We start from the raw sequence: 21,886 nt of genomic DNA on the forward strand, positions 1-21,886 counted from the left end.
TTCCGCCGATGTCGAGACGGAACGTGATCGCTCAGGCGATCTTGCGGGCGGAAACGCGCCCCATCGGATGCAGAGAATGGACATGGAACGGCGCACCGGGCTCATTCTCGACGAACAGCGCGATATTGGCGATTTCCAAGGGACGCAGCAGATACGGATTGAAATGGGCGCGCAAGGCCGTTTCGAAACGCGGCATCTCGGCCGGTGTCATCGGGCCCGTCAGCGTCATGTGAAAGCGGTATTCTTCCATCACGTAAGGGTTGCCCCAGCGATGAAGATTGGAAAACTGCGGTGCCGAGAGATCGCCGGGATCGGCGCGTTCCAGTTCGCCTTCCGAGAGAGGCGCCCGAAACGCATCGAATTCCTGCACGACGGCGCAGGCGAGAAACCGCATCCGCTCGCAGGGAAGCGCCGGCACGAGCCCGAAATAATTGCCGAGCCGCGCCACTTCGAGAGGCGGCAGTTCGAACGGATCATGGGCACCGGCAAAGCGCATCAGATGGCGCAGCAGCATCTGTTCGGTAATATCGGGCGCCAGCCGGAACGGCGCCTTCAGCGTGGCGTGAAAACCGCAGCGGCGTGGCAGCGCGGTATGATAGGCGATCTCGTGCAAACCAAGGTTGCAGATCTCGGGCGGCTCCATCGCCTCGCCGGAATAGGCACTGCGGCCGAGCCATTGCGCCGCAGCAAGCGTCAGCGGATCATGCGCAGGTGGCGTAAAATAGAGTGCGTAGCGCATGCGTCACCTTTTCTGCCCCTGTTCGTTTATTCACGCATGCTCATCAACCCCACGAATTGGGTTACGCGATTTGCGTGACAGATTAACGACGAGAAAGGGCCGAAACGCGCGTTTAACGCGTAGCAACCGAAAGATGATCCCAAAGTATAAAACTCTCGGGAAGCGAGTGCTCTTGACCGATGACGAAACCGAGCGCGGCATCCGCAAGCCTGTGGGCAAGCCCGAAGCTGACCTTGAAGCCGCCGGTGAGAGCGATGACGCTTGGATGGTCGGGATGCGGCCCCACCATCGGCTCACGGCCGATCGCCTTGGGCCTCAAGCCGGCCCAGCGCTCCACCACTTCCGCACCGGAAAGTGCCGGCACGAGCGCGCGGGCGCGGACCAGGAGATCGTCGAGCTTGGCATCGGTGGCAAACGGCGCGTCGAACTCCTCCTCGCTGGTGCTGCCGACCGCCACGTGGCCATCGTCATGGGCGATGACATAGAGGCCGTTGAGGAAGAGGATCGGCAGCGACGGATCGATATCGGCCTTCAACAGCGCCGCCTGCCCCTTCACCGGCTGTCCCAGCGGAACCGAGATGGATGGAGACAGGGGACCAAGCAGCGGAAACGACTGCGGGCCGGCCGCAATCATGCAATGGCCAAAACCGATCGAGCGTCCATCGGCAAATTCGACGCGGTTTGCCACCGGGTCGATCCGCTCCGCCGGCAGTCCTTCGATCAGGCTCACATGCCGGGCGTTGCCAAGGAAGGCGGCGAGCGCAGCCATCAGATGACGGGGGGAAACGCGGGCGGCAAACGTGTCGTGCACGATGCCGGCTTCGGTAAAGGCCGGGTCCGGCCATCCGTCGAAAGGCGACGCATCGAGCACATGCCAGTGGAACGGATCGCCGTCGTGCCGCCAGTTGACCTCTGCCTCCTGCTGATGGCGTAGGGCGATGGGTCTCAAGTGCGGCTTCGGCAGCGGGATCAGCCGACCGGAGCGGCGATAACCGCAGGACAGCCCGGCCTCGGCTTCGAGCCTCGCCACTTCGTCTTCGAGGGCGACGAGTGCGTCGAATTGCGCCTGTTTCTTGTCGTTCCAGCGGTCGGGCACATGCGACATCAGCGCGCCCAGAATGCCGCCGCTGGCACCCTGCCCCAACCGTCCGGCTTCGACCAAAAGGGTTCGGATGCCAAGCCGTTCCGCCTTGACCGCGGCCCAGAGGCCCATGATGCCGCCGCCGATGATCAGGAGATCGACATGATCGCCGGGGAGATGCGGCATCGCTGGCGATTGACCCCGGGGACCTCGAGGATTATCCGCATCTTCCATGAGCAATCACGATCCCGAAATTGTAAAAGACGACGCCACGCCTGAAGCCCCGGCGCTCGACTGGCATGACGGCGATATGCCGTATTCGACGGAATTTGGCGACCACTTTTATTGCCGCACCGATGGCCGGCTGGAATGCGGCCATGTGTTTCTGGCCGGAAACGGCCTGCCGGAGCGCTGGACCGAGATGTCGCCAGCTGGAGACACGTTCCGGATCGGCGAACTCGGTTTCGGCACCGGCCTCAACGCCTGCGAGACCTGGCGCCAGTGGGCGCTTTTCCGCAAACCCGGCACGCGGCTGCATTTCACATCGTTCGAGCTCTATCCAATGCAGCGCGACGAGATCGGGCGGGCACTGGCGCGGTGGCCGGAAATCGATGCGCAACGGCAGGCACTGACGCAAGCATGGCCGGATGAGCCGAGCGGCCGGATCATCATCGACCTCGACGATCAGACGACGCTGACGGTTGTCTGCGGCCCGGCGCTCGACGGCGTCACGGCTGCGGGAGACGAGTTCGACGCGTGGTTCCTCGATGGCTTTGCGCCGTCGCGCAATCCGGACATGTGGTCGCCGGAGCTGATGCAGGCGCTGTTCGACAAGACCCGCATCGGCGGCACGTTCGGAACCTATGCGGCAGCAGGCTTCGTCCGGCGCAATCTGGCGGCGGCCGGCTTCACCGTGGAGCGCCAACCCGGTTTTGCCGGAAAGCGAGAGATGCTGAGCGGACGCAAGGGCTGAGGCTCCAAGACCTCAATTGCCGTCGAGCGCCGAAACGACGACTGCCCCATCCAGCCAGTGACGGATCTTGTTCTCCAGCGCTTCAGGGCTAATTGGCTTCGACAGATAATCGTCCATGCCGACCTGGAAGCAGAGCTCGCGGTCGCTTTCGAGCGCGTGGGCCGTGACGCCGATGATCGGGACATGCGTGCCGGTCGATGTCTCGAGTTCGCGGATCTTGCGGGTCGCCTGATGGCCGTTCATCACCGGCATCGACACGTCCATGATGATCACTGCCGGATCATACTTCTGCCAGGCCTCGACGGCTTCCGCCCCGTTCTTGACGATCTGGAACAGCCATCCGGTCATCTGCAGGATCTGGGTAAAGACGATCTGGTTGACCTCGTTGTCCTCAGCCACGAGAACATCGAGCGTTGGTTTGACGATGGGAGCGACGGTGTTTTCCTGCGCCACCGGTTCTGCAGGCTTTGAGCCAGCTGTGTCGACGGCTGGAGTAGACGACGCAATGAGCGGCACCGCCTGCCCGGATGCGCGGCGCCGGGTGCGGATGACGCGGACGACGTCGATGATCGTGCTGCGCAAAAGGGCTGCGCGGGCGGGCTTCATCAGATGCGCCTGAACATTGAGCTCGGCAAACATCGTCTCGTCGTTTGCCATGTCCATCGACGTCAGGAAGACGATGCCGGTGAAATCGAAGCGCCTGTCGCGCCGGATCGCCTTGGCGCAGTCGAACCCGTTCATCTCCGGCATGTGATAATCCAGCACGACCACATCGATGACGATGCCGAGCCTGGTTGCTTCGTGCAGGAAGGCAAGACCCTCCGCCCCGTTTTCAGCGGCAACGGTCTCGAAGCCCCACATGCTCAGCTGCTCGGTGAGGATGCGGCGGTTCACAGCGTTGTCGTCGATCACGAGCACCCGGGCACCGCTGGTGCTGACCGGCAGCGTCACTTCCATCTTGCGTTCGGCAACCACGGCAAACGGCAGGTTGACGGTAAAGACCGAACCGCGGCCAAGCTCGCTCTCGACCTCGACGGAACCGCCGAACAGCTCGACCAGACCGGACGTAATCGCAAGACCAAGCCCGGTGCCTTCATGACGGCGGGTGGACGACGTATCCACCTGGCTGAACTTTTCAAACACCGACCGAAGCTTTTCTTCGGGAATGCCAAGGCCGGTATCCTCGATGCGGATCGACAGCATCAGCTGGTCACCATCGATCGGCCGCGACTTCAAGTCGATGAAGACATGGCCCTTTTCGGTAAATTTGACGGCATTGCCGACCAGATTGGTGACGATCTGGCGGAAGCGGCCGGCATCGCCGAGGACCGTTTCGCGCACCGAAACCTCGCCGCGGACAATCAGTTCGATATCCTTGTCGGCGGCGGCCGACGACAGAAGCGTCGCCACGTCCTCGATTGCCTCAACAGGATCGAACGGCGCCTTGCGCAGCTTCATCTGGCCGGCATCGATCTTGGAGAAATCGAGAATGTCGTTGATGATCGTCAAAAGCGCATTGCCGGATTTGACGATGATGTCGACGAAGGTTTTCTGGCGGGTATCGAGGCTGGACTTGGCGAGCAGTTCGGCCATGCCGAGCACGCCGTTCATCGGCGTGCGGATCTCGTGGCTCATGTTGGCAAGGAATTCCGACTTCGCCCGGTCGGCCGCTTCCGCCCGGTTGAGCAGGCGCGTCAGGTCCGCCTCGCGTTCCTTGCTCTCGGTGACATCCGTGAAGACGGCAAGCCAGTGGTCGTCCCCGGTCGGGCGGGCCTCGAGCTGGATCCAGCGGCGGTCCTCGACGCGGAACGAGGTAAATACCGGCTCTCCAGAGGCAACGCTCGCTTCCCATTCGCGCAGCGCCGCGGTCGAGGTGCGCGCATCGCCAAGATCGCCGCGTTTTGCGCAGTAGCCAAAGACGTTGCGCCAGCTTTTGCCGATCGACAGCATGTCGGCCGGCATCTCCAGCATGGCGGCAAGCGCATCGTTTGAAAAGATAATCGCGCCGTCGTGCAGGATGAGCAGCCCCTGAGACATTGCGCTGGTTGCGTCGCGCATCAGCGCGCCGTGTTTCTGCAGCGCTTCCTGCGCTTGCCGGATGTCCGCATCGCGTTGGCGCATCGCGGTGATATCGGTATGGCTGATGAGGATCTTGCCATCGGTCAGTTGCGTGCCCGAAATCAGCAGGTAATGGCCGCCATGGGTGCGGATCTCGATCGGCGGATGATCGTTGCTGGCTGTCAGTGCGGCGATGCGGGCATTGTAGATCGCATCGAAATCCAGGTCCGAGCCGGCATAGATACCGTTGTCGTAATTGACCTTCATGAAATCCCGGTAGGAACGGCCGGCCAGATCGAAGCGCTTGTCCGTATCCCAGGATGTATAGAAGGCGGGGTTGGCGTATTCGAACACCAGATCCGCATCGAGAATACCGATGCCGACGGGCTGGGCCGACAGGATCGTCTGCAGATCCTGGCTGACCTTTTCCGCCTTTTGCTGCGCTTCCTTGATCAGCGACACGTCCGTGCGCGAGCAGACCAGATAGCGGCTGCCGTCGTCGACCTCGATCGAGCGCAGGCGTGTAAGAACCGGAATGACCGAACCGTCCGGGAAGGTCATATCCTCCGACTTGTCGATCGCCTCGCCGTCCAGCACGCGGGCGTTTTCGTTCCAGAACCGCTCCGCCGCCCAGGGAAACATCTGGGCTTCCGTCTTGCCGAGATAGTTTTCCCGTTCGCTGCCCAGCATTTGCTCGTAGGCGTGGTTGGCATAGGTCAGCTCGTGCTTTTCGTTGCGAACGAACACGGGGGCCGGCAGGTCTTCCAGGATGGCGCGGAAAAGCCCGGTTTCCGCCACCTGGCTGCGCAGCAACATCTCCTGGTCCTTGAAGTCGGTGACGTCGTGGCGGATGGCGATCAGCAGGCCGTTTTCCAGCCGTTTGTTGAGACTGCGCATCCAGCGCCCATCCGGCAGCTTGTCGATCCGCTCGTGATAGGGAACGAGGAAGGCACGGAGACGCTGTTCCACCCACTTCTCGCGCGGCGCAAGCGTTACGGACGCATTGCCGCTTGCCGCACGTTCCCGCTGATCATAGGCGCGGTGGATGATGTCCTCCAGCGCTATGCCCGGCTTGATGACAATGCCACAGGCATCGAAATGGTCGACAAGCTGCGAATTGCAGTAAACGAGCACATTGTCGCGGTCGTAGATGCCGATGCCCATTTCGAGCATGTCGATCGCGTCGTCGAGAAGACCGTTCTCAAACAGCGAAAACGGCTTCGCTGTCGTTTCGAGCGGCGCGGGGACGCCATTACCCGTTGGGCGCGATGCAGCGCCGACCGGCAGGAAATGGCCGAAGACGTAGGATTGATCGTCTTCCGTCAGAAACCGTTCGATATGGATCTCGTGGGAGAAAATCCCGTCGGCGTTGAACGCCAACGCCTTTTCTTCGGCACCGAACACCAGGGCGCGGCATTCCTTTTCCTTGCGCTCGTCCTTTTCGCCATCGCTGCCGAGGCTGCGGCTTGTCTGGCCGACGAGCTCCTCCGGGCGAGCGCCGACCATGGCCGCATAGGCGGGGTTGACGGCGACGTATGCGAGCCGGCAGTTCTTGATATAGGCGGGTTCGGGGAGATCCACGATGCGGGCGCAGGCCCGCTCCAGAAACTTGCTTTCCAGGCGTTCGCTCTTCGTGTGCACCCTGCCCCGCTCACTCCCGCGCATGCGGGATCCCACCATTTTTCGGAAACCGACCCGATAACACCATAGCGAGTATTAACAACACGTTGCCCGGAACACAGGGTTGTTTAATATTTGCGTTTTCGCAAGTTCGAATGGAGTGCGGCCGGGGGCGTTTCACGCATCGAGGATCAACGCAATGACGCTAAATCGGCAGCATCAGGCAACCTTGGACGCCGACGCCGGTTAACCCTGACGTGAAGCGAACAAAGGAAATTTTCGATGATGAAACTTGTGACGATTGCCACGCTGACGCTTGGCCTTGCAACATCGGCATTCGCTCAAGGTGCACCCGGTGGATCCGCAGGTTCCGGCGCGTCTGGCGCAGGCGCTGCATCCGGAACGAGCAGCGGCACAACCGGCCAGACGCCGTCCAACACACCGTCCAAAACGCCGTCCAATAGCGCCAACGATGGGACGACCACGGGCAGCACGGATTCCAAGAGCATGACGACCGGAAACGGCACGAGCAAAGGCGGCTGCGACACGACGGGTGTCGGTGGCGCACCTTCGGCAACCAGCGGTTCGACCGACGGTTCCGGCACCACGACGAACAACTGCTGATCATCTCCGGCGCCGGGTTCAGACCCGGCGCTTTTTCTTGCCCGCCAAAACCGCCAGACAGCTCGAGCCACAATTCCTCCCGCAAATTGCCGGGTTTTCGCCGCAATTCACTCTCCGGGCAGACCCTGGGTTGCCGACACCTTTCGAAAAGCAATTTTTCCACGGTGGAGTCTGAATAGGCGTTCAGACTACGGCGATAAAACTTCCATCAATCCGCCGTGATTGAGAGCGACGCTCTGATCGTACCTCGAAACACCACGGGGAAAGGAACCAGGCATGTCGATCATGAAAAAGACCATTACTGCTGGCATTGCGGCTCTCTCAGTCGCCGGCGCACTTGCTGCGACGGCACCGGCAGCGCAGGCCCGCGATCACTACCGTCACCACGGCGACGATGTGCTGCTGGGTGCCGCGGCAGGGATTGCCGGCGGCCTGATCGGCGGCGCGATCGTGTCAGGATCGCAGCGTCCGGTCTATGTGGAGCCGCAATACGAATATGCTCCGCCACCACCGCCGCCGGTCGTCTATCGTCGCGCCTATTATGCCGCACCGCCACCACCACCGCGGTGCCACCATGAATGGGTGGAAAACGAGTATGGCGAAGCCTACCGCGCACGGGTCTGCTACTAGAGCGTCCAGGCGTCCATCAAGATTTGCGATACGGCGGTGCGATGCACCGCCGTTTTTCGTTTTGTGCCGCCACTCTGCGCGACTATTACCTTGGGGATCGCCGTCCGTGTGGCCGCCGCTCGGAGGGCTGACGACGCGAGAAAATCCCCTGTGACGTGAGTGCCTACCGGGTCGCAGCTAGCGGACAGCCTGCGTCGTTTTGCAGAAGAACCTTGACTTTCGGCGGCAAATCAACCAAATGCATGCCAGCTTTCACCTTCCGGCAGCCGCGTGAGCTGCCCCGCGTCCATACTGACAGCGCGAAGAAGGAACAAGGCGCACAGATAGATCGCCCTCGGGATGAGGGTTCAAGCGCTGGAAAGTAATTTCCAACACACAAGTTCCCAAATCACGCGGGGTTCTTGACGCCACAAGCAGCCCGGATGGCATGGTGCCATTTCGGAGCGTCCGCTTTTGGCGCCCCGAAAGGTATTCGACTTGACGAATTTTGAATCTCTTGGCGTGTCCAAGCAGATCGTCGCCACGCTCACCGAGCTTGGTTTTGAAACCCCGACGCCGATCCAGGCCCAGGCAATTCCGCTTCTCCTCGAAGGCCGCGACCTGATCGGCCTTGCGCAGACCGGCACCGGCAAGACCGCAGCTTTCGGCCTGCCGCTGATCGAGCGCCTGATGGCCGACGCGACCCGCCCCGACAACCGCACCACCCGCGCGCTGATCCTCGCGCCGACCCGCGAACTGGTCAACCAGATCGCCGCCAACCTGAAGACCTTCATCAAGGGCCGCCCGCTCAAGATCAATCTCGTCGTCGGCGGTGTCTCGATCAACAAGCAGCAGCTGCAGCTGGAAAAGGGCACCGACATCCTGGTCGCCACCCCTGGCCGCCTGCTCGACCTGATCTCGCGCCGCGCTATCGGCCTGACGACGGTTCGCTTCCTCGTGCTCGACGAAGCCGACCAGATGCTCGACCTCGGCTTTGTGCATGACCTGCGCAAGATCTCCAAAATGGTGCCGAAGAAGCGCCAGACCATGCTGTTTTCGGCCACCATGCCGAAGGCGATCGCAGATCTCGCCGCCGACTTCCTGACCGACCCGGTCAAGGTAGAAGTGACGCCTGCAGGCAAGGCTGCCGACAAGGTGGACCAGTTCGTCCACTTCGTGGCCGGCAAGGGTGACAAGACCGACCTTCTTCGCAAGTCGCTGCTCGACAATCCGGATGGCCGCTCGATCGTCTTCATGCGCACCAAGCACACCGCTGAAAAGCTGATGAAGCACTTTGAAAACATCGGTTTCTCGGTCGCCTCGATCCACGGCAACAAAAGCCAGGGCCAGCGCGAACGGGCACTCAAGGGTTTCCGTGATGGGGAGATCAAGACGCTGATTGCGACCGACGTCGCGGCCCGCGGCATCGATATCCCGGCCGTCAGCCACGTCTACAACTACGATCTGCCTGATGTCGCGGAAGCTTATATTCACCGCATCGGCCGCACGGCCCGTGCCGGCCGCGAAGGCATCGCGATCGCCTTCTGCGCACCGGACGAAACGATGCTGCTGCGCGACATCGAAAAGCTGATGAACATCGAGATCAAGACGCTGACCGGCGAGCGCCCTGAGACGATGAACCGTCCGGTTCGCGCCAACGGCAACAACAACCGTGGCGGCGCCAATGCCCGCGGCGGCAACAAGGGCGGCCGTGGCGGCCAGCCACGCGGCAATGGCGGCGGCGGCGAAGGCCGCGGTGCCGGTGCTGCCGGCGAAGCCCGTGGCCCGCGCCGCGAACGTCCGGCGCGCAAGCCGTTCTTCGCTGGTGACGGTGCAGAAGCGCCAAGAAGCCAGGCTCCCCGTTCACAGGCTGCACGGCCGGCAGCGGCAAGCGTAGCGCCCGACAACGATCTGTCCTCGACTTCGGATTTCCGTCCGGTCAAGAAGCAGTTCGGCAACCCGGGCGCAAAGACTGGCGGTCGTCCTGACAACCGTGGCTCAGCCAAGCCAGCCGGTTCCGGCAACCGCGACCATGCAAGCCACGGCGCGCATGAAGCCGGCAGCCAGCGCAAGGCCCATCAGGGCAATGCGGCCGCCGCATCCGGCGAAGCCAAGCCAAACCGGCACACGCCGGCCGCAGCCCCCAAGGGCGACGGTCGCGGCCCGGTCCGCTTCGGCAACGACAACCGCGGCCAGGCCCCCACCGACCACCGCGCCGCCGGCCATCAGGGCCGCAAGCGCACCACGCGCGCTTAACGCGAGACGCGGTTGAGAGAGTTCAGACGGCCGGGAGAAATCCTGGCCGTTTTGTTTGTGGGGTATTGGGGTTGGTTGGTGAGGCCGCTTTCACCCCGGCACTCAGGATTTCTGCGACAACCGGATCGCTCGATCACAGTTCATTCCATCCGCGCAGAAACATGTATGCGGCAATCGCAACCAGCACCACACCAGCCACCCTCCCTGTCCAGATCGTCAAAGTGGGTTTGGAGACGATGGCATCGCGTCCTCTCGCGGCGGCCAGAGCCAGTCCACCGTAGACGGTAAGCTGAACGAGCACGGTCATCAAACCCATCGCAAGTGTCTGGGGCCAGAGCGGCCCGAAAGCAGGCTTCAGGAACTGTGGATAGACGGCGAGAATGAACAGCCATGCCTTCGGATTGAGGAGGCAAGTGACGACGGCCTGAATGAAGACCCGCCCGGAAGATCGAGCCGCACCGCTGTCAACGGACCCGATCACGATCGAACTGCGGGCAAGACTGACTCCGATCCCGATCATATAGGCCGACCCGATGATGAGCATGGGGCCGGAAACAGCCGGGATCAACCTGGTAAGCCCGGCAACGGCGAAAGCGCCGAACAAGGTGTGGCAGGCTCCACCGGCCATCATCCCGAAAGTCGCTGCGAGACCGGCGCGTCTTCCACCCGCAAGAGTGTTCGCAAGGACAAACACCATGTCCATGCCCGGAACTGCGATAATGCCCGTCAGCAGAAGGAAGAAAAGCCAGAGGTTCTCGACGTAGGTCATGTCAGTTGCCCCCCGTTCCATTCGACTGACGGTCTCGATACCGCCTGTTTTTCAGCGTGTTGCGGCATGCTATACAGGGGCTCAACTGACAGGGGTGTGTCAGTTGTGATGGGGTAATCAGCATGCGCAAAGCTTCCAGGCTCTTCGAGATCATCCAGATTCTGAGACTGGCAAAGACGCCTATAACGGCGGCGAAGATGGCAGCCCAACTGGAAGTCAACATGCGCTCGATCTATCGGGACATTGCCGGCCTTCAGGCGATGCGCGTGCCGATCGAAGGCGAGCGCGGGATCGGCTATATTCTCCGACCCGGCTTTGATCTTCCGCCACTGATGTTTACGGCTGAGGAGACCGAGGCTGTCGTTCTCGGCATGGCGCTGATCGAGCGTACAGGCGACACTGACCTCAAAAAGGCATCCGAACGGGTCGTCGCTAAAATCGCAGCTGCCGTGCCCGCGCCGTTGCGCGAAGCACTGACATCGCGTGCCCTTCACGCCTGGGGCGGAAGCACTCCAGCTCCGGAAGGCATCGATTTCGGGATTGTCCGTCGTGCGATCCGCGACGAGGAAAAGCTGTTGCTCGACTACCGTGACCAGCAGAACAATCCAACGCGTCGCATCGTCTGGCCGCTGGCGTTGATCTACTATCTGGACAATGCCGTCATCGTCGGATGGTGCGAGCTGAGACAGGCAATTCGGAATTTCCGGATTGACCGCGTGGAAAGCTGCAGTTTGACGGGAAACCACTTCCCCAAAGAGGGAGATAGGCTGCGCAGCGTCTGGATTTCCGGCTGGCAGATCGATCAGAGAGACCCAGCATATCCGGCACCCCAATTGTGAACCAACGCCGCGTGTCGGGAAACTCGCGATGAAAGCGACATTTGTGTTTCTGCTTTTTGCGACGTGGCAGACTAGGGAGTTCTACGATCGTCCGCAGTGTCGCGTGTAGGGGCAGAACTGCCGAGGTCGGCTGTTGGCCCAATGCGGACGCAGACCTCCAACCCAGTAGCAGCATCAGCAATCCATGATGTCGCGTTCGTTCAATGCGTCGTATTTCTTGAGTTCGCCTCGCATCTTACCGATCCAGCGGCTGACGAACGCGATCGTGTCGGCTGCCTGCAAATGAGCGCTAAGCGCGGCCTGATCGACCCAACGTTCCGATATCAGCAAGCGACCTGATTGTGGATCGTCCACAGCAGCGTCATACGTGATGCTTCCCGGACGCTTTCGTGTTGTAGATGCCAGCGAATTCAGTTCCATCATGCATTGCGCCAGATCGGCTGGATCGACGTGCATGTAGCCGGTGATAATCAGCATGTGATAGCTCCTCTATCAGCGCCCCGACCAACTGTTCGCGGCGGCCTGGGCTTGACTGGTCAAGTGGTGATCAGATGGCGACCAGCACGATCTTGCCCTGGATGCTCCCTTCGGAAGCACGACGATGCGCTGCCGATGCCTCGGCCAGCGGATAGGTGCTGTCGATCACCACCCGTATGGAGCCGTCCTCAAGCAGGCGGCCGGCCTCTGCCAGTTGCGCGCCGTTCGAGCGCACCTGCGTCGTCGAGACGGTGATCTTTCGCCGGGCGGCTTCGTTATGGCCTGAAAAGCCCAGCGGGTTGACGAGAAACAGAGCGCCATACGGCTTAATGCTGGGGAGAAAGCGTTCCATATTCGCGCCGCCGACGGCATCGAGCACCAGATCAACATCCTTCGCCGCTATGTCGGCAGACGTCTTCGTGTAGTCGATGAACATATCGGCGCCAAGATCATTGAGAAGCGCCTCGTGTTTGCCGGAAGCGACGGCAACCACCTTCGCGCCTTGCCATTTCGCGATCTGGACTGCGAGATGGCCGACGCCGCCGCCGGCGCCGTTTACCAGGACGGTCTTGCCGTCGAGCGGAGCCGGTGCATGCGGGAAGGTCTGGAAAGGGTTCGGCGCATCGTGTCCCAGATCGACCAAAAATTGCCAGGCGGTCAGAAGCGACATCGGCGCGCCGGCGGCCTGGATGTGGTCGATCCCGACGGGCTTCAGCGCCAGGTCCGATGCGGGAACACGCACATATTCGGCATAGGCGCTGCTTCCCGTCATGAGGTCATGCGGGAACCGGACCATCGCATGGACCTCGTCGCCGACCTTGAACTGCGACACGTCTTCGCCGACGGCCGCAACCGTGCCGGAAACGTCCGTACCAAGGATCAGCGGAAAGCTTGGATTGGGCTGCCATTTCGGCGGGAGAGCTCGGTAACCGTCGCGCAGATAGAGATCCGGCGGGTTGAGGCTGGTGGCATGGACGCGAACAAGCACGTCGACAGCCGAGATTTCCGGTCGGGGCGCATCCTCGTAGAGGAGTACATCTGGTCCACCGAACTCGTGCAATCGCACGGCTTTCATCATGTCAGTCATCATGGCCTCGCTTGGATAGTCGTTTCGATGACTGAAGATACGATCAACTCCTTCGATTGATAATCACCAGATAATTCGCTTTAGTAGTGCCATGAAGGAACAAATGGGAATTGATAGGCTGACGGGGCTGATTGCATTCGCTCGCGCCGGCTCGCTCGGAAGCTACACTGCCGCTGCCCGCTCCTTGTCCATCTCACCCTCGGCGGTCAGCAAAAGCATTCAGCGGCTGGAAAAACAGCTCGGCGTTTCGCTTTTTGCGCGCACGACACGTTCCCTGACCCTGACGGCCGAAGGGCGCGATCTGCATGAGCGTGCGCTCAGGCTGCTGCACGACGCCGAAGAGATCGAGCAGGCGGCAAAAGCAGCGCGCACCGAGCCCGCCGGCACATTGCGGATCGCGGCATCTCTGCCGATCGGCCTGCACGTCATAGCGCCGGTGCTTCCTCAGTTTCGCAGGCTCCATCCGAAGGTTAACATAGACCTGCGTTTGAGCGATCACATGGTTGATCTTATCGAAGGCGGCTTCGATGTCGCGGTCCGCATTGGCGATCTGGCAGACTCGCGCCTGCTTTCACGCCGCCTCCTGCCGCATCGGCTATGCTGCTATGCCTCGCCCGAATATTTGGCCGGGCGCGGTCCGCCGACCCACCCGGACCAATTGGCAGAGCATGAAACTGTCAGCCTGCGCTACCAGAGTAGCGGCCAGCTATTCCGCTGGCCTTTCCGCGTTGGGGACAGGGAGGTCGAGATCGTACCGTCCTCGGGTATTATCGTGGACGCGAGCGAAGCCGTGCTTGCGACGATCGCAGCGGGTAGCGGCATCGGAATGGCAACCAGTTTCATGGCAAGCGCTTGGGTGAGGCGTGGAGCCCTGGTGCCGGTTCTGGCCGATTATGCGGTAGACCGGCACAATATCACGGCGCTGTGGCCCGAGAGCCGACGGTCGAACCCCGCCGTCCGCGCCTTCCTCAACACCCTGGCAGCGTTGTCGTAAAATTGGCAGTGAATGACCGCAGTTGGGCCGGAAGCGGACACGTCCATTTAGTCATCAATCCATAATGGGTGGTGGGGCAGTCTGGGGCTAACCTTATTGTTGCGTTCAATGCCGGATGCCGCTATTTCGCAATGGGTTATTTGAGACCTTTGATGATGGCCGTCGATGATGTTGGCGACCTCCGGCGGAGAGACATGAAGCATGGCTATCGGTGATATTACGGGTCTCCCGACTGAGATCAGAGAAAATACGAAAGCAGGCACGGTCGTCGCGACCCTGGGGGTCGAGGGCTACGATACGGCGGAACTGCAGTTCGATTTCAGCATGTATGCCATGGTCTGGTACGGCTCGGTCGGCAACGTAGATACATTCAGTGACCTCTTTGCTCTGGAAGGCAATCAGATCGTTGCCGTGAGGGACGTGCGCTACCAGGCTTACGACCTCAACTCTTTCCACTATGAGCTGGAAGTTTCCGCACACGACAAGGCGGGCAATCCTGTTGGCGCTCTCACGGGTTCTGCTGTGAACGTTGTGGATTATCTGGATGATATCAGGGGAACCGCACGTGCCGACACGCTGAAGGGCGACACAGGCATGAACAAGCTCATCAGTGGCGCCGGTGATGACAAGCTCTACGCTGGTCGCGGAGACGACGTGCTTTACGGTGGCGCCGGCAAGGACGTTTTGTCGGGTGGCTGGGGAGAGGACACGTTCCTCTTCAAGTCGGTTAAGGAAAGCACCGTCAAGGCGGCGGATGTTATTACCGACTGGGAGCATAATTCCGCTACGCGCGACCTGATCAACCTCACTGCCATCGATGCCGATACCAAGATCAGCGGAAACCAGGATTTTGACTGGATCGGAGCCAAGAAATTTACCGGCAACGCCGGCGAGCTTCGCTACGAGAAAGAAAAGTCGCATACCTACGTCTATGCCGACGTCAACGGCGACAAGAAGGCCGATTTCATGATCGACCTGCATGGCTCTCACAAAATGTATGCGGACGACTTTCTGCTCTGATGCGGATCGACGCTGTTACGGCGCGATGGCGGCGGGTGTATGGAGTGCGAGATCGATAGTCTCGCATGCATTGCTGATCCTCATCTTGAATAAGATGAGGATAGCCGTCGCTATGAAATGTCATGATTGCAGCGCATCCTCCCGGTTAGCGTTTTCGGTTGCCCCGCATTTGATGGTGGGGAGCCGGGGACAGTTGCCCGGAGCGCACCTTAGGCGGCGTGCGATCAATTCAAAGACATGCGCTCATCATTCCTGAGCGGCGCCTGCGTCAATCCGAAGGATCGTTCCAGAATGATCGATATTGAAGAACGCATTCGCGAAGTGCTCGTGAGAAAAGGACGAGCTTTGGTTGAGCGCAACGCTTTGAAGCTCGGTGAATTGCTTCATCCAAACTTCGTCTATCTAAATGCCAGGGGCAAGTCGTTCCATAAAGCCGGATACATCGACACGTTCTGCACATCCACATCATTGGTGTTTCTTGACCAAAGCGTGGTTGAGGTTGCGGTGAGGCCAATCGATGATTTCGCGGTGGCGACACTGGTGCTGTCGGATAGGCTGGCAATCGATGGGATCGAGCAATCCGGGCGTGTACGATCGTTGTGCGTGTTCACCAAGGCAAAAGGTGATTGGCTTTGGGCAGCAGGGCAAACAGTGTCCGAAAGTTGAGCCCTGGCCAACGTCGCCTTATGGTCCGTTGTGGACATGGCTGTGGCGACGATCTCACCTCCCTTTGCTCAATTTTGATGTGGTGAAGCCTATTAAGTTACCAAGCATAGCCGAAAGCACGGCGATAACTGGGACCATCGAAAGAAACGTCCACGGAAGCGAAAAACCACCCATCAGGTAAAACGGGAGAATAAGCGGAAAGAACAGCGGAACTAATATTACTGCTATTAGCAGCGAAGCGCCGAATAGGATGGCGGAAATCATATTAGCCATCGACTCATTTGTCTGCATCCCACTTGCATCAACAAATGGACCAATGCTTAGAATAAGCGCTGCCATTATAAGTATCAGTGCGGGCAACACAATTTGCTCGAAAACTGCAAATTTACCCAAATTGCCCCGCGCGAGACGCCTGTGCATCAATAACGCAGCGAGAGATGCGGAAACGCCTGCAATCAACCAGAGAATTAGGTGCTGTTTCCAATCCACTGTTCACCTCTTCGACGAGCAGAATGATTGCTCCATGCTCGACATTCTTCGACAACGAACCGAGCATACGCAATGGACCTCCCGCTGACTACGTCCGCTTCTACCGCGAGCGGACTTCAGACATGCGAGATAACATTGCATTTCCATTGCGAAGTTAAGAAGTTTCCAGAACAGACTCCGCTATCCTTCGCGAACGAATTCCGCGGAGAGTGTAATGAGTCGATTTGCTTTTACTCTGCTAGTTGCTCTGGCGGTCGCCGCAATTGGATTTGGCGCAAGACATTATGTTCAAGCGTTAGGACCCTACGGGCTTGTCGCTGTGATGTGGGCAACCATTGCGATCTTCATGGTGATCTGGCGTCCGCTTTCGGTCTCAGCGTTTATTTCAAGCATCACTATTTCCAGTGCGATCTGTCTGCCTATCGTTGCATACCTGATCAACCAGTGGCTAGGTTTTGGAGTAGGTGCGGTAATTTTCTATCTAGCCTCTAAATGGGCTGAAAAACTGAAGGATCGGTCGTCACCAAACGCTGGTCAATGACCGGATCCCGCCGCAAAACTGCCAAAGCGCATTCGTCCGATAGCGGCTTAAAGCCAAGTCGGCTCATTGCCCACGTGCCAGCGATCACGCCGCTTGCCCCCGCACATCCCACTACTTCTTCTTCTCTTGATCCCTATGCCACTTGATGGCGAAGAACATGCCTGTGCCGAGGACGATGATCTTGAGCGGGAAGAAGACGATCGGGAACCAATCCCACATGTCGCTGATATCCAGGCTTTTGAGTGCATTAACGGGCGTCGCGGAGCAGTACATGAGAACGGCTGCGTACAACATCCGCCATGTTGACGCAGAGGAGGTCGGAGCGAGAGAGGTTCAGCCTCAAATGGCCCTCACCCCGCCTTCGCCTTGCGGTTCACCAGATACACGCCGAGAACCACGATCGCGGTGCCGGTGACCATGGGGAGGGTCAGGGGTTCGCCAAACAGGATTGCTGCTTCGACGGCAACGACGGGGGGCACGAGATAGATCAGCGAGGCTGCGCGTGAAACCTGCCCGCGGCGGATGAGGTAGAGGAGCAGTGCGACGGCACCGAGCGAGATGCCGATGACCGACCAGGCCATGGCGGCGAGTGCCTGGGTGGTCCAGTCGAAGCGCATGGGCTCGATCAGATAGGCGACCGGCAGCGTCACGAAGAACGCTCCGACATATTGCAGCGTGCCGATGGCAACGAGGTTGCCCTGCTGCAGGTAGCGCTTCTGGTAGATCGTGCCGTAGGTGACCGACCCCATTGCCATGAGATTGAGGAGAAGCGGCAGGCCGAGCCCGGTCATGCCGGCCGACAGGCTTGCAAACAGCTGCGGCGAGATGGCGATGAAGATACCGGCAAAGCCGAGCGCGAGGCCGAGCTTCTGCCGGCGGCTGAGCGTTTCGCTAAGCAGGAACGGCGCGAGCGCCGCCGTCATCAGCGGCTGCAGCCCGGCAATGATGCCCGACAACCCCGAGGGCACGCCCTGCCCGATCGCATACCAGACGCCGGCGAGATAAAGCCCGTGCAGAAAAATGCCTGAAAGCACCGCATGGCCGATCTCGCGTCCGGTCTTTGGCCACGTGACCCGCAGAGCAAGCCCGAGACAAAGGAAGACGACGGCCGCCAGTGCATGCCGGGCGGCCAGAAAGGTGACGGGGTCCGCATGGGCGGACGCATATTTGGCGACGATCCACCCGGTCGACCACAGGAAAACAAAAACGGCCGGAGCCAGACGGTCGAGCATCGGAATGTTCCGGAGAGTGGCTTTGACAAGGCCAGTGGACGGGAAATGATCCGGCGTCTGATTAGGCTGTGGCGGCGACGCGGTCAAAGTAGAAATACTCACCGTTCCCATCAGCGCATCTGACGGTGTGCGACTAAGATCCGGTCTCCGGTGTGATCAGCGATGAGGCAGTTGCTGTTTTGACGAGCGGTCTTTCTACGACCGAAGATGAGCCGTCGCTAATTCCATCGGCAGTTGCCCTTTTTGATCGTCGTTCAGGCCCTATCTCACCGCATCAGGACGGGTCGTATATTTGTCATACGCAACTGAGCATGGTTCTTGCATTGCCAATGCCGTTGTATTCTTATGACCAAAAATGGGGAACATACCTTTGGCATTTGATGAAATGTTAACCGCGGACGACCAGCCGCGTCTGCCCTATAAGACCTACCACGATTGGTATGCCAGCCAGGATACGGCGCATCTGATCCGCAAGACGCAGGATGCCGAAAACATCTTCCGCAAGACCGGCATCACCTTCGCGGTCTATGGTCACGCCGACAGTTCCGAAAAACTCATCCCCTTCGACATCATTCCCCGCATCATTGCCGCCCGCGAATGGCGCAAGCTCGCGCAAGGCATCGAGCAGCGCGTCGTGGCGCTCAATGCCTTTCTCGACGACATCTACCACAAGCAGGAAATCATCAAGGCCGGCCGCATTCCGCGCGAGCTGATCGAGAAGAACGTGGCCTTCCTGCCCGAAATGATCGGCTTCAAGCCGCCGGGCGGCGTCTATACGCACATTGTCGGCACCGATATCGTGCGCACCGGCGAGGACCAGTTCTACGTGCTGGAAGACAATGCCCGCACCCCGTCCGGCGTCTCCTACATGCTGGAGAACCGCGAAACGATGATGCAGATGTTCCCCGAGCTGTTTACCCTGAACAAGGTGCAGCGTGTCGAGGATTATCCGCGCCAGCTGCGCCAGTCGCTGGCCTCGCTCGCACCGCCCGGCTGCAAGGGCCGGCCGCGTGTCGCGGTGCTGACCCCCGGCATCTACAATTCCGCCTATTACGAGCACTCGTTCCTGGCCGACCAGATGGGCGTCGAACTGGTCGAGGGATCGGACCTTCGTGTCATCGACGGCAAGGTGAAGATGCGCACCACGCGCGGCTATGAGGCGATCGACGTGCTCTACCGCCGCGTCGACGACGATTACCTCGATCCGCTGACATTCCGGCCGGATTCGGCGCTCGGCGTTCCCGGCATCATGGATGTCTACCGCTCCGGCAACATCACCATCGCCAATGCGCCGGGCACTGGCATCTGCGACGACAAGGCGATCTATTCCTACATGCCTGAGATCGTCGAGTTCTATACCGGCCGCAAGGCGCTTCTGGAAAACGTGCCGACCTGGCGCTGCTCGGAAGCCGGCAGCCTCAAATACGTGCTTGAGCACCTCGAGGAACTCGTGGTCAAGGAAGTCCACGGTTCGGGCGGCTACGGCATGCTGGTCGGCCCGACCGCGACGAAGGCCGAGCGCGCCGAGTTTGCCACAAAGCTCAAGGCGCGACCAACCAACTACATCGCCCAGCCGACGCTGGCTTTGTCCACCGTGCCGATCTTTGTCAACAAGGGCGTTGCCCCCCGCCACGTCGATCTGCGCCCTTATGTCCTCGTGTCCGACAAGGTGAAGATCATTCCCGGCGGATTGACGCGTGTGGCCCTGAAACAGGGTTCGCTGGTGGTCAATTCCAGCCAGGGCGGCGGCACCAAGGACACATGGGTACTGGAAGATTGAGGGCGTAAAACATGCTGGGAAGAACTGCAAACGGCCTCTACTGGATGTTCCGCTACATCGAGCGTGCCGAAAACATCGCCCGCCTCGTCGATGCCGGCCTGCGCGTCTCGCTGACGCGGGCCGGATCCTCCGACGAGGACTGGCACGGCGTTCTGGAAAGTGCGGGCGTGCGCGATGCCTATAAGCAGGTGCATGCCAAGCTGACGGCAGCCGACGCGGTGGATTATCTCCTGCGCGACACGGCCAATTCGTCGAGCGTCCTGTCGTGCATCGAATCGGGCCGCAACAATGCCCGCATGGTCAGAACTGCCCTGACGCGCGAAACCTGGGAGGCCACCAACGAGGCCTGGCTCGATCTCAAGGCACGGCTTTCGCGCAACCTCAAGGCCACCGAACTGCCGGAACTGATCGACGTCATCAAGCACCGCTGCGCCCTCATCCGCGGTGCCTTTCACGGCTCCATGCTGCGCAACGATCTCTACAATTTTTCGCGCATCGGCACCTTTATCGAACGGGCCGACAACACGAGCCGCATTCTCGACGTGAAATATTACGTGCTTCTGCCCTCCGTCAGCCAGGTCGGCGGCGCGCTTGATAATTTCCAGTGGGAATCGATCCTTCGCTCGGTTTCCGCACACCGCTCCTATGGCTGGGTCTATGACGGCGACTATCAGGCCGGCAATATCGCCGACTTCCTGATCCTGAAAGTTCAGATGCCGCGCTCGCTTGCCTATTGCTACGAAAAGATCGTCAGCAATCTCGGCTACCTGCAGCGGGAATACGCAGAGCGGCACACGGCCCACGACACGGCCGACGCGATCCGCGCGACGCTGACGCGGGGATCGATCACCGAGATCATGGATCACGGCCTGCATGAGTTTCTCGAGGAATTCGTATCGCGCAACAACCAGTTGAGCGCCGAGATTTCGCAAGGCTATCGCTTTTACCAGTAGGACGGGCCGAGTGGCGTCCCTTGAGGATTTGAAACAATGCGCCTGAAGATTTCCCATACGACGGAATATACCTATGACGAACCGCTGCCCTATTCGCTGCAGCGGCTTCGCCTGACGCCGACCGCAGGATCCACCCAGAAGATCATCAACTGGACGGTGAGCGTGGACGGCGCCACGGTTGAGGCAGGCTATGCCGACCAATACGGCAACCGCGTCGAACTGGTGTCGTCGGAAGGCGGCGAGAACACGATCCGCATCGTCGCATCCGGCGAGGTGGAAACCGTGGACAAGGCCGGCGTTTTCGGCACCCATCAGGGGTTCTGCCCGCTCTGGCTTTTCCTGCGCGAGACCCCGCGCACGGCAGCCGGCCCGCTGGTAAAGGCGCTGGCAGAAGGCCTGACCGGCGACAGCGAGCTTGCCCGCATGCATGCGCTGATGGAAACGATCCACGAGACCGTGGCCTATACGCCGGGCACCACGACGACAGAAACCACCGCCGAAGAGGCGCTTGCCGTAAAGACCGGCGTCTGCCAGGACCACACCCACATCTTCCTTGCCGCCGCGCGGTTGCGCGATATCCCTGCCCGCTATGTTTCCGGCTATCTTCTGATGGAGGGCACGACCGAACAGGTGGCGACGCATGCCTGGGCGGAGGCGCATATTCCGGGCCTCGGCTGGGTCGGCTTCGATGCGGCCAACGACGTCTGCCCGGACGAGCGCTATGTGCGGCTCGCCACCGGCCTCGACTACCGCGACGCAGCCCCGATCTCAGGCATGCGCATCGGCCGGGTCTCCGAGACGTTCGGCGAAAACCTCAAGGTGTCGCTGACGGTGGAGGATGAGGGCCAGACTCAAGCTCAAGGCTCACAGACCCAGGGTTCTCAAAGCCAGAGCGGTGGACAGAGCCAAAGCCAAGGTGGACAGAGCCAGGTTCAGGGCGGGCAGAGCCAGACCACGCAAGGACAAAACCAGTCGTGACATCAGGATCGGCTGCCTAAGACAGCCGTCGTTGTTTACGTAAATTTAACCGACTCTCGCGCAAGCCCGGCACCATCCAGGCATGATTGTCTGCGCCGATA

18 protein-coding genes and 2 pseudogenes are annotated in these 21,886 nt (G+C 60.3%); 12 read left to right on the top strand and 8 right to left on the bottom strand.

The window, feature by feature from the left end; all coding sequences use genetic code 11:
* Window positions 1–31 precede the first annotated feature (31 nt).
* Both ACQY1P_RS16815 and ACQY1P_RS16820 read right to left on the bottom strand, forming a co-directional pair.
* Window positions 32–739, bottom strand: a complete 708-nt coding sequence (locus ACQY1P_RS16815) for a DUF1045 domain-containing protein (RefSeq protein ID WP_192086195.1) — start codon at window positions 737–739, stop codon at window positions 32–34.
* Between the two features lie 112 nt (window positions 740–851).
* On the bottom strand, window positions 852–2,054 hold the full coding sequence (locus ACQY1P_RS16820) for an NAD(P)/FAD-dependent oxidoreductase (protein WP_430254511.1): 1,203 nt from the start codon (window positions 2,052–2,054) through the stop codon (window positions 852–854).
* On the opposite strand from ACQY1P_RS16820, the gene mnmD reads away from it, so the two are divergent.
* Complete coding sequence (gene mnmD / locus ACQY1P_RS16825) at window positions 2,053–2,793, top strand: tRNA (5-methylaminomethyl-2-thiouridine)(34)-methyltransferase MnmD (RefSeq protein WP_092660203.1); 741 nt, start codon at window positions 2,053–2,055, stop codon at window positions 2,791–2,793. The genes ACQY1P_RS16820 and mnmD overlap by 2 nt on opposite strands.
* A 12-nt stretch (window positions 2,794–2,805) precedes the next feature.
* Here mnmD and ACQY1P_RS16830 read toward each other — a convergent pair whose 3' ends face one another.
* Window positions 2,806–6,516 carry a response regulator gene (locus ACQY1P_RS16830; RefSeq protein WP_430254513.1) on the bottom strand — a complete coding sequence of 1,237 codons (3,711 nt, stop codon included), beginning with the start codon at window positions 6,514–6,516 and terminating at the stop codon, window positions 2,806–2,808.
* A gap of 237 nt (window positions 6,517–6,753) precedes the next feature.
* On the opposite strand from ACQY1P_RS16830, the gene ACQY1P_RS16835 reads away from it, so the two are divergent.
* The 3 genes and pseudogenes from ACQY1P_RS16835 to ACQY1P_RS16845 all read left to right on the top strand — a co-directional run bounded on the left by ACQY1P_RS16835 (window position 6,754) and on the right by ACQY1P_RS16845 (window position 9,960).
* Window positions 6,754–7,095 (top strand): hypothetical protein, encoded by a 342-nt coding sequence (locus ACQY1P_RS16835; RefSeq protein ID WP_430254515.1) that lies wholly within the window; start codon window positions 6,754–6,756, stop codon window positions 7,093–7,095.
* 276 nt (window positions 7,096–7,371) lie between these two features.
* Window positions 7,372–7,725, top strand: coding sequence for a hypothetical protein (locus ACQY1P_RS16840; protein WP_062455439.1), 354 nt, complete (start codon window positions 7,372–7,374; stop codon window positions 7,723–7,725).
* A 427-nt stretch (window positions 7,726–8,152) separates the two neighbouring features.
* Window positions 8,153–9,960: pseudogene (locus tag ACQY1P_RS16845) on the top strand (DEAD/DEAH box helicase).
* Window positions 9,961–10,093: 133 nt separating this feature from the next.
* Here ACQY1P_RS16845 and ACQY1P_RS16850 read toward each other — a convergent pair.
* Entirely contained in the window at window positions 10,094–10,729 is a 636-nt protein-coding gene (locus ACQY1P_RS16850) for a LysE family translocator (protein ID WP_430254517.1), read from the bottom strand.
* A 122-nt stretch (window positions 10,730–10,851) separates the two neighbouring features.
* Here ACQY1P_RS16850 and ACQY1P_RS16855 point away from each other — a divergent pair, with 122 nt between their 5' ends.
* On the top strand, window positions 10,852–11,568 hold the full coding sequence (locus tag ACQY1P_RS16855; RefSeq protein WP_430254519.1) for a helix-turn-helix transcriptional regulator: 717 nt from the start codon (window positions 10,852–10,854) through the stop codon (window positions 11,566–11,568).
* 174 nt (window positions 11,569–11,742) lie between these two features.
* Here ACQY1P_RS16855 and ACQY1P_RS16860 read toward each other — a convergent pair whose 3' ends face one another.
* Both ACQY1P_RS16860 and ACQY1P_RS16865 read right to left on the bottom strand, forming a co-directional pair.
* Window positions 11,743–12,045 carry a putative quinol monooxygenase gene (locus tag ACQY1P_RS16860; RefSeq protein ID WP_430254521.1) on the bottom strand — a complete coding sequence of 101 codons (303 nt, stop codon included), beginning with the start codon at window positions 12,043–12,045 and terminating at the stop codon, window positions 11,743–11,745.
* Between the two features lie 70 nt (window positions 12,046–12,115).
* A complete protein-coding gene (locus tag ACQY1P_RS16865; RefSeq protein ID WP_430256723.1) occupies window positions 12,116–13,132 on the bottom strand; it encodes an NADP-dependent oxidoreductase in 1,017 nt (338 codons plus the stop codon).
* 103 nt (window positions 13,133–13,235) lie between these two features.
* Here ACQY1P_RS16865 and ACQY1P_RS16870 point away from each other — a divergent pair, with 103 nt between their 5' ends.
* From ACQY1P_RS16870 to ACQY1P_RS16880, 3 genes are all read left to right on the top strand, one after another.
* Window positions 13,236–14,126, top strand: coding sequence for a LysR substrate-binding domain-containing protein (locus tag ACQY1P_RS16870; RefSeq protein WP_430254523.1), 891 nt, complete (start codon window positions 13,236–13,238; stop codon window positions 14,124–14,126).
* A gap of 201 nt (window positions 14,127–14,327) precedes the next feature.
* Window positions 14,328–15,146: a calcium-binding protein gene (locus tag ACQY1P_RS16875; RefSeq protein WP_430254525.1), complete on the top strand. Its 819-nt coding sequence runs from the start codon at window positions 14,328–14,330 to the stop codon at window positions 15,144–15,146.
* 291 nt (window positions 15,147–15,437) lie between these two features.
* On the top strand, window positions 15,438–15,812 hold the full coding sequence (locus ACQY1P_RS16880; protein WP_325262079.1) for a nuclear transport factor 2 family protein: 375 nt from the start codon (window positions 15,438–15,440) through the stop codon (window positions 15,810–15,812).
* Between the two features lie 54 nt (window positions 15,813–15,866).
* Here ACQY1P_RS16880 and ACQY1P_RS16885 read toward each other — a convergent pair whose 3' ends face one another.
* Complete coding sequence (locus ACQY1P_RS16885; protein ID WP_325262077.1) at window positions 15,867–16,301, bottom strand: hypothetical protein; 435 nt, start codon at window positions 16,299–16,301, stop codon at window positions 15,867–15,869.
* A 214-nt stretch (window positions 16,302–16,515) separates the two neighbouring features.
* Here ACQY1P_RS16885 and ACQY1P_RS16890 point away from each other — a divergent pair, with 214 nt between their 5' ends.
* Window positions 16,516–16,842 (top strand): hypothetical protein, encoded by a 327-nt coding sequence (locus tag ACQY1P_RS16890; RefSeq protein WP_184653704.1) that lies wholly within the window; start codon window positions 16,516–16,518, stop codon window positions 16,840–16,842.
* Window positions 16,843–17,192: 350 nt separating this feature from the next.
* Here the strand turns inward: ACQY1P_RS16890 and ACQY1P_RS16895 are convergent, their stop codons facing one another.
* Window positions 17,193–18,074, bottom strand: coding sequence for a DMT family transporter (locus ACQY1P_RS16895; RefSeq protein WP_325262074.1), 882 nt, complete (start codon window positions 18,072–18,074; stop codon window positions 17,193–17,195).
* Window positions 18,075–18,444: 370 nt separating this feature from the next.
* On the opposite strand from ACQY1P_RS16895, the gene ACQY1P_RS16900 reads away from it, so the two are divergent.
* The 3 genes and pseudogenes from ACQY1P_RS16900 to ACQY1P_RS16910 all read left to right on the top strand — a co-directional run.
* Window positions 18,445–19,854, top strand: a complete 1,410-nt coding sequence (locus tag ACQY1P_RS16900) for a circularly permuted type 2 ATP-grasp protein (RefSeq protein ID WP_430254528.1) — start codon at window positions 18,445–18,447, stop codon at window positions 19,852–19,854.
* Window positions 19,855–19,865: 11 nt separating this feature from the next.
* The gene (locus ACQY1P_RS16905) at window positions 19,866–20,807 is read left to right on the top strand and encodes an alpha-E domain-containing protein (protein WP_192086185.1); all 942 of its coding nucleotides are present in this window, start codon (window positions 19,866–19,868) and stop codon (window positions 20,805–20,807) included.
* Window positions 20,808–20,843: 36 nt separating this feature from the next.
* Window positions 20,844–21,668, top strand: a pseudogene (locus ACQY1P_RS16910) (transglutaminase family protein); the annotation flags it as partial.
* Between the last annotated feature and the right edge of the window lie 218 nt (window positions 21,669–21,886).

Source organism: Neorhizobium sp. DAR64872/K0K18, from assembly GCF_050500175.1.
GTDB classification, from domain to species: Bacteria; Pseudomonadota; Alphaproteobacteria; order Rhizobiales; family Rhizobiaceae; genus Neorhizobium; species Neorhizobium soli.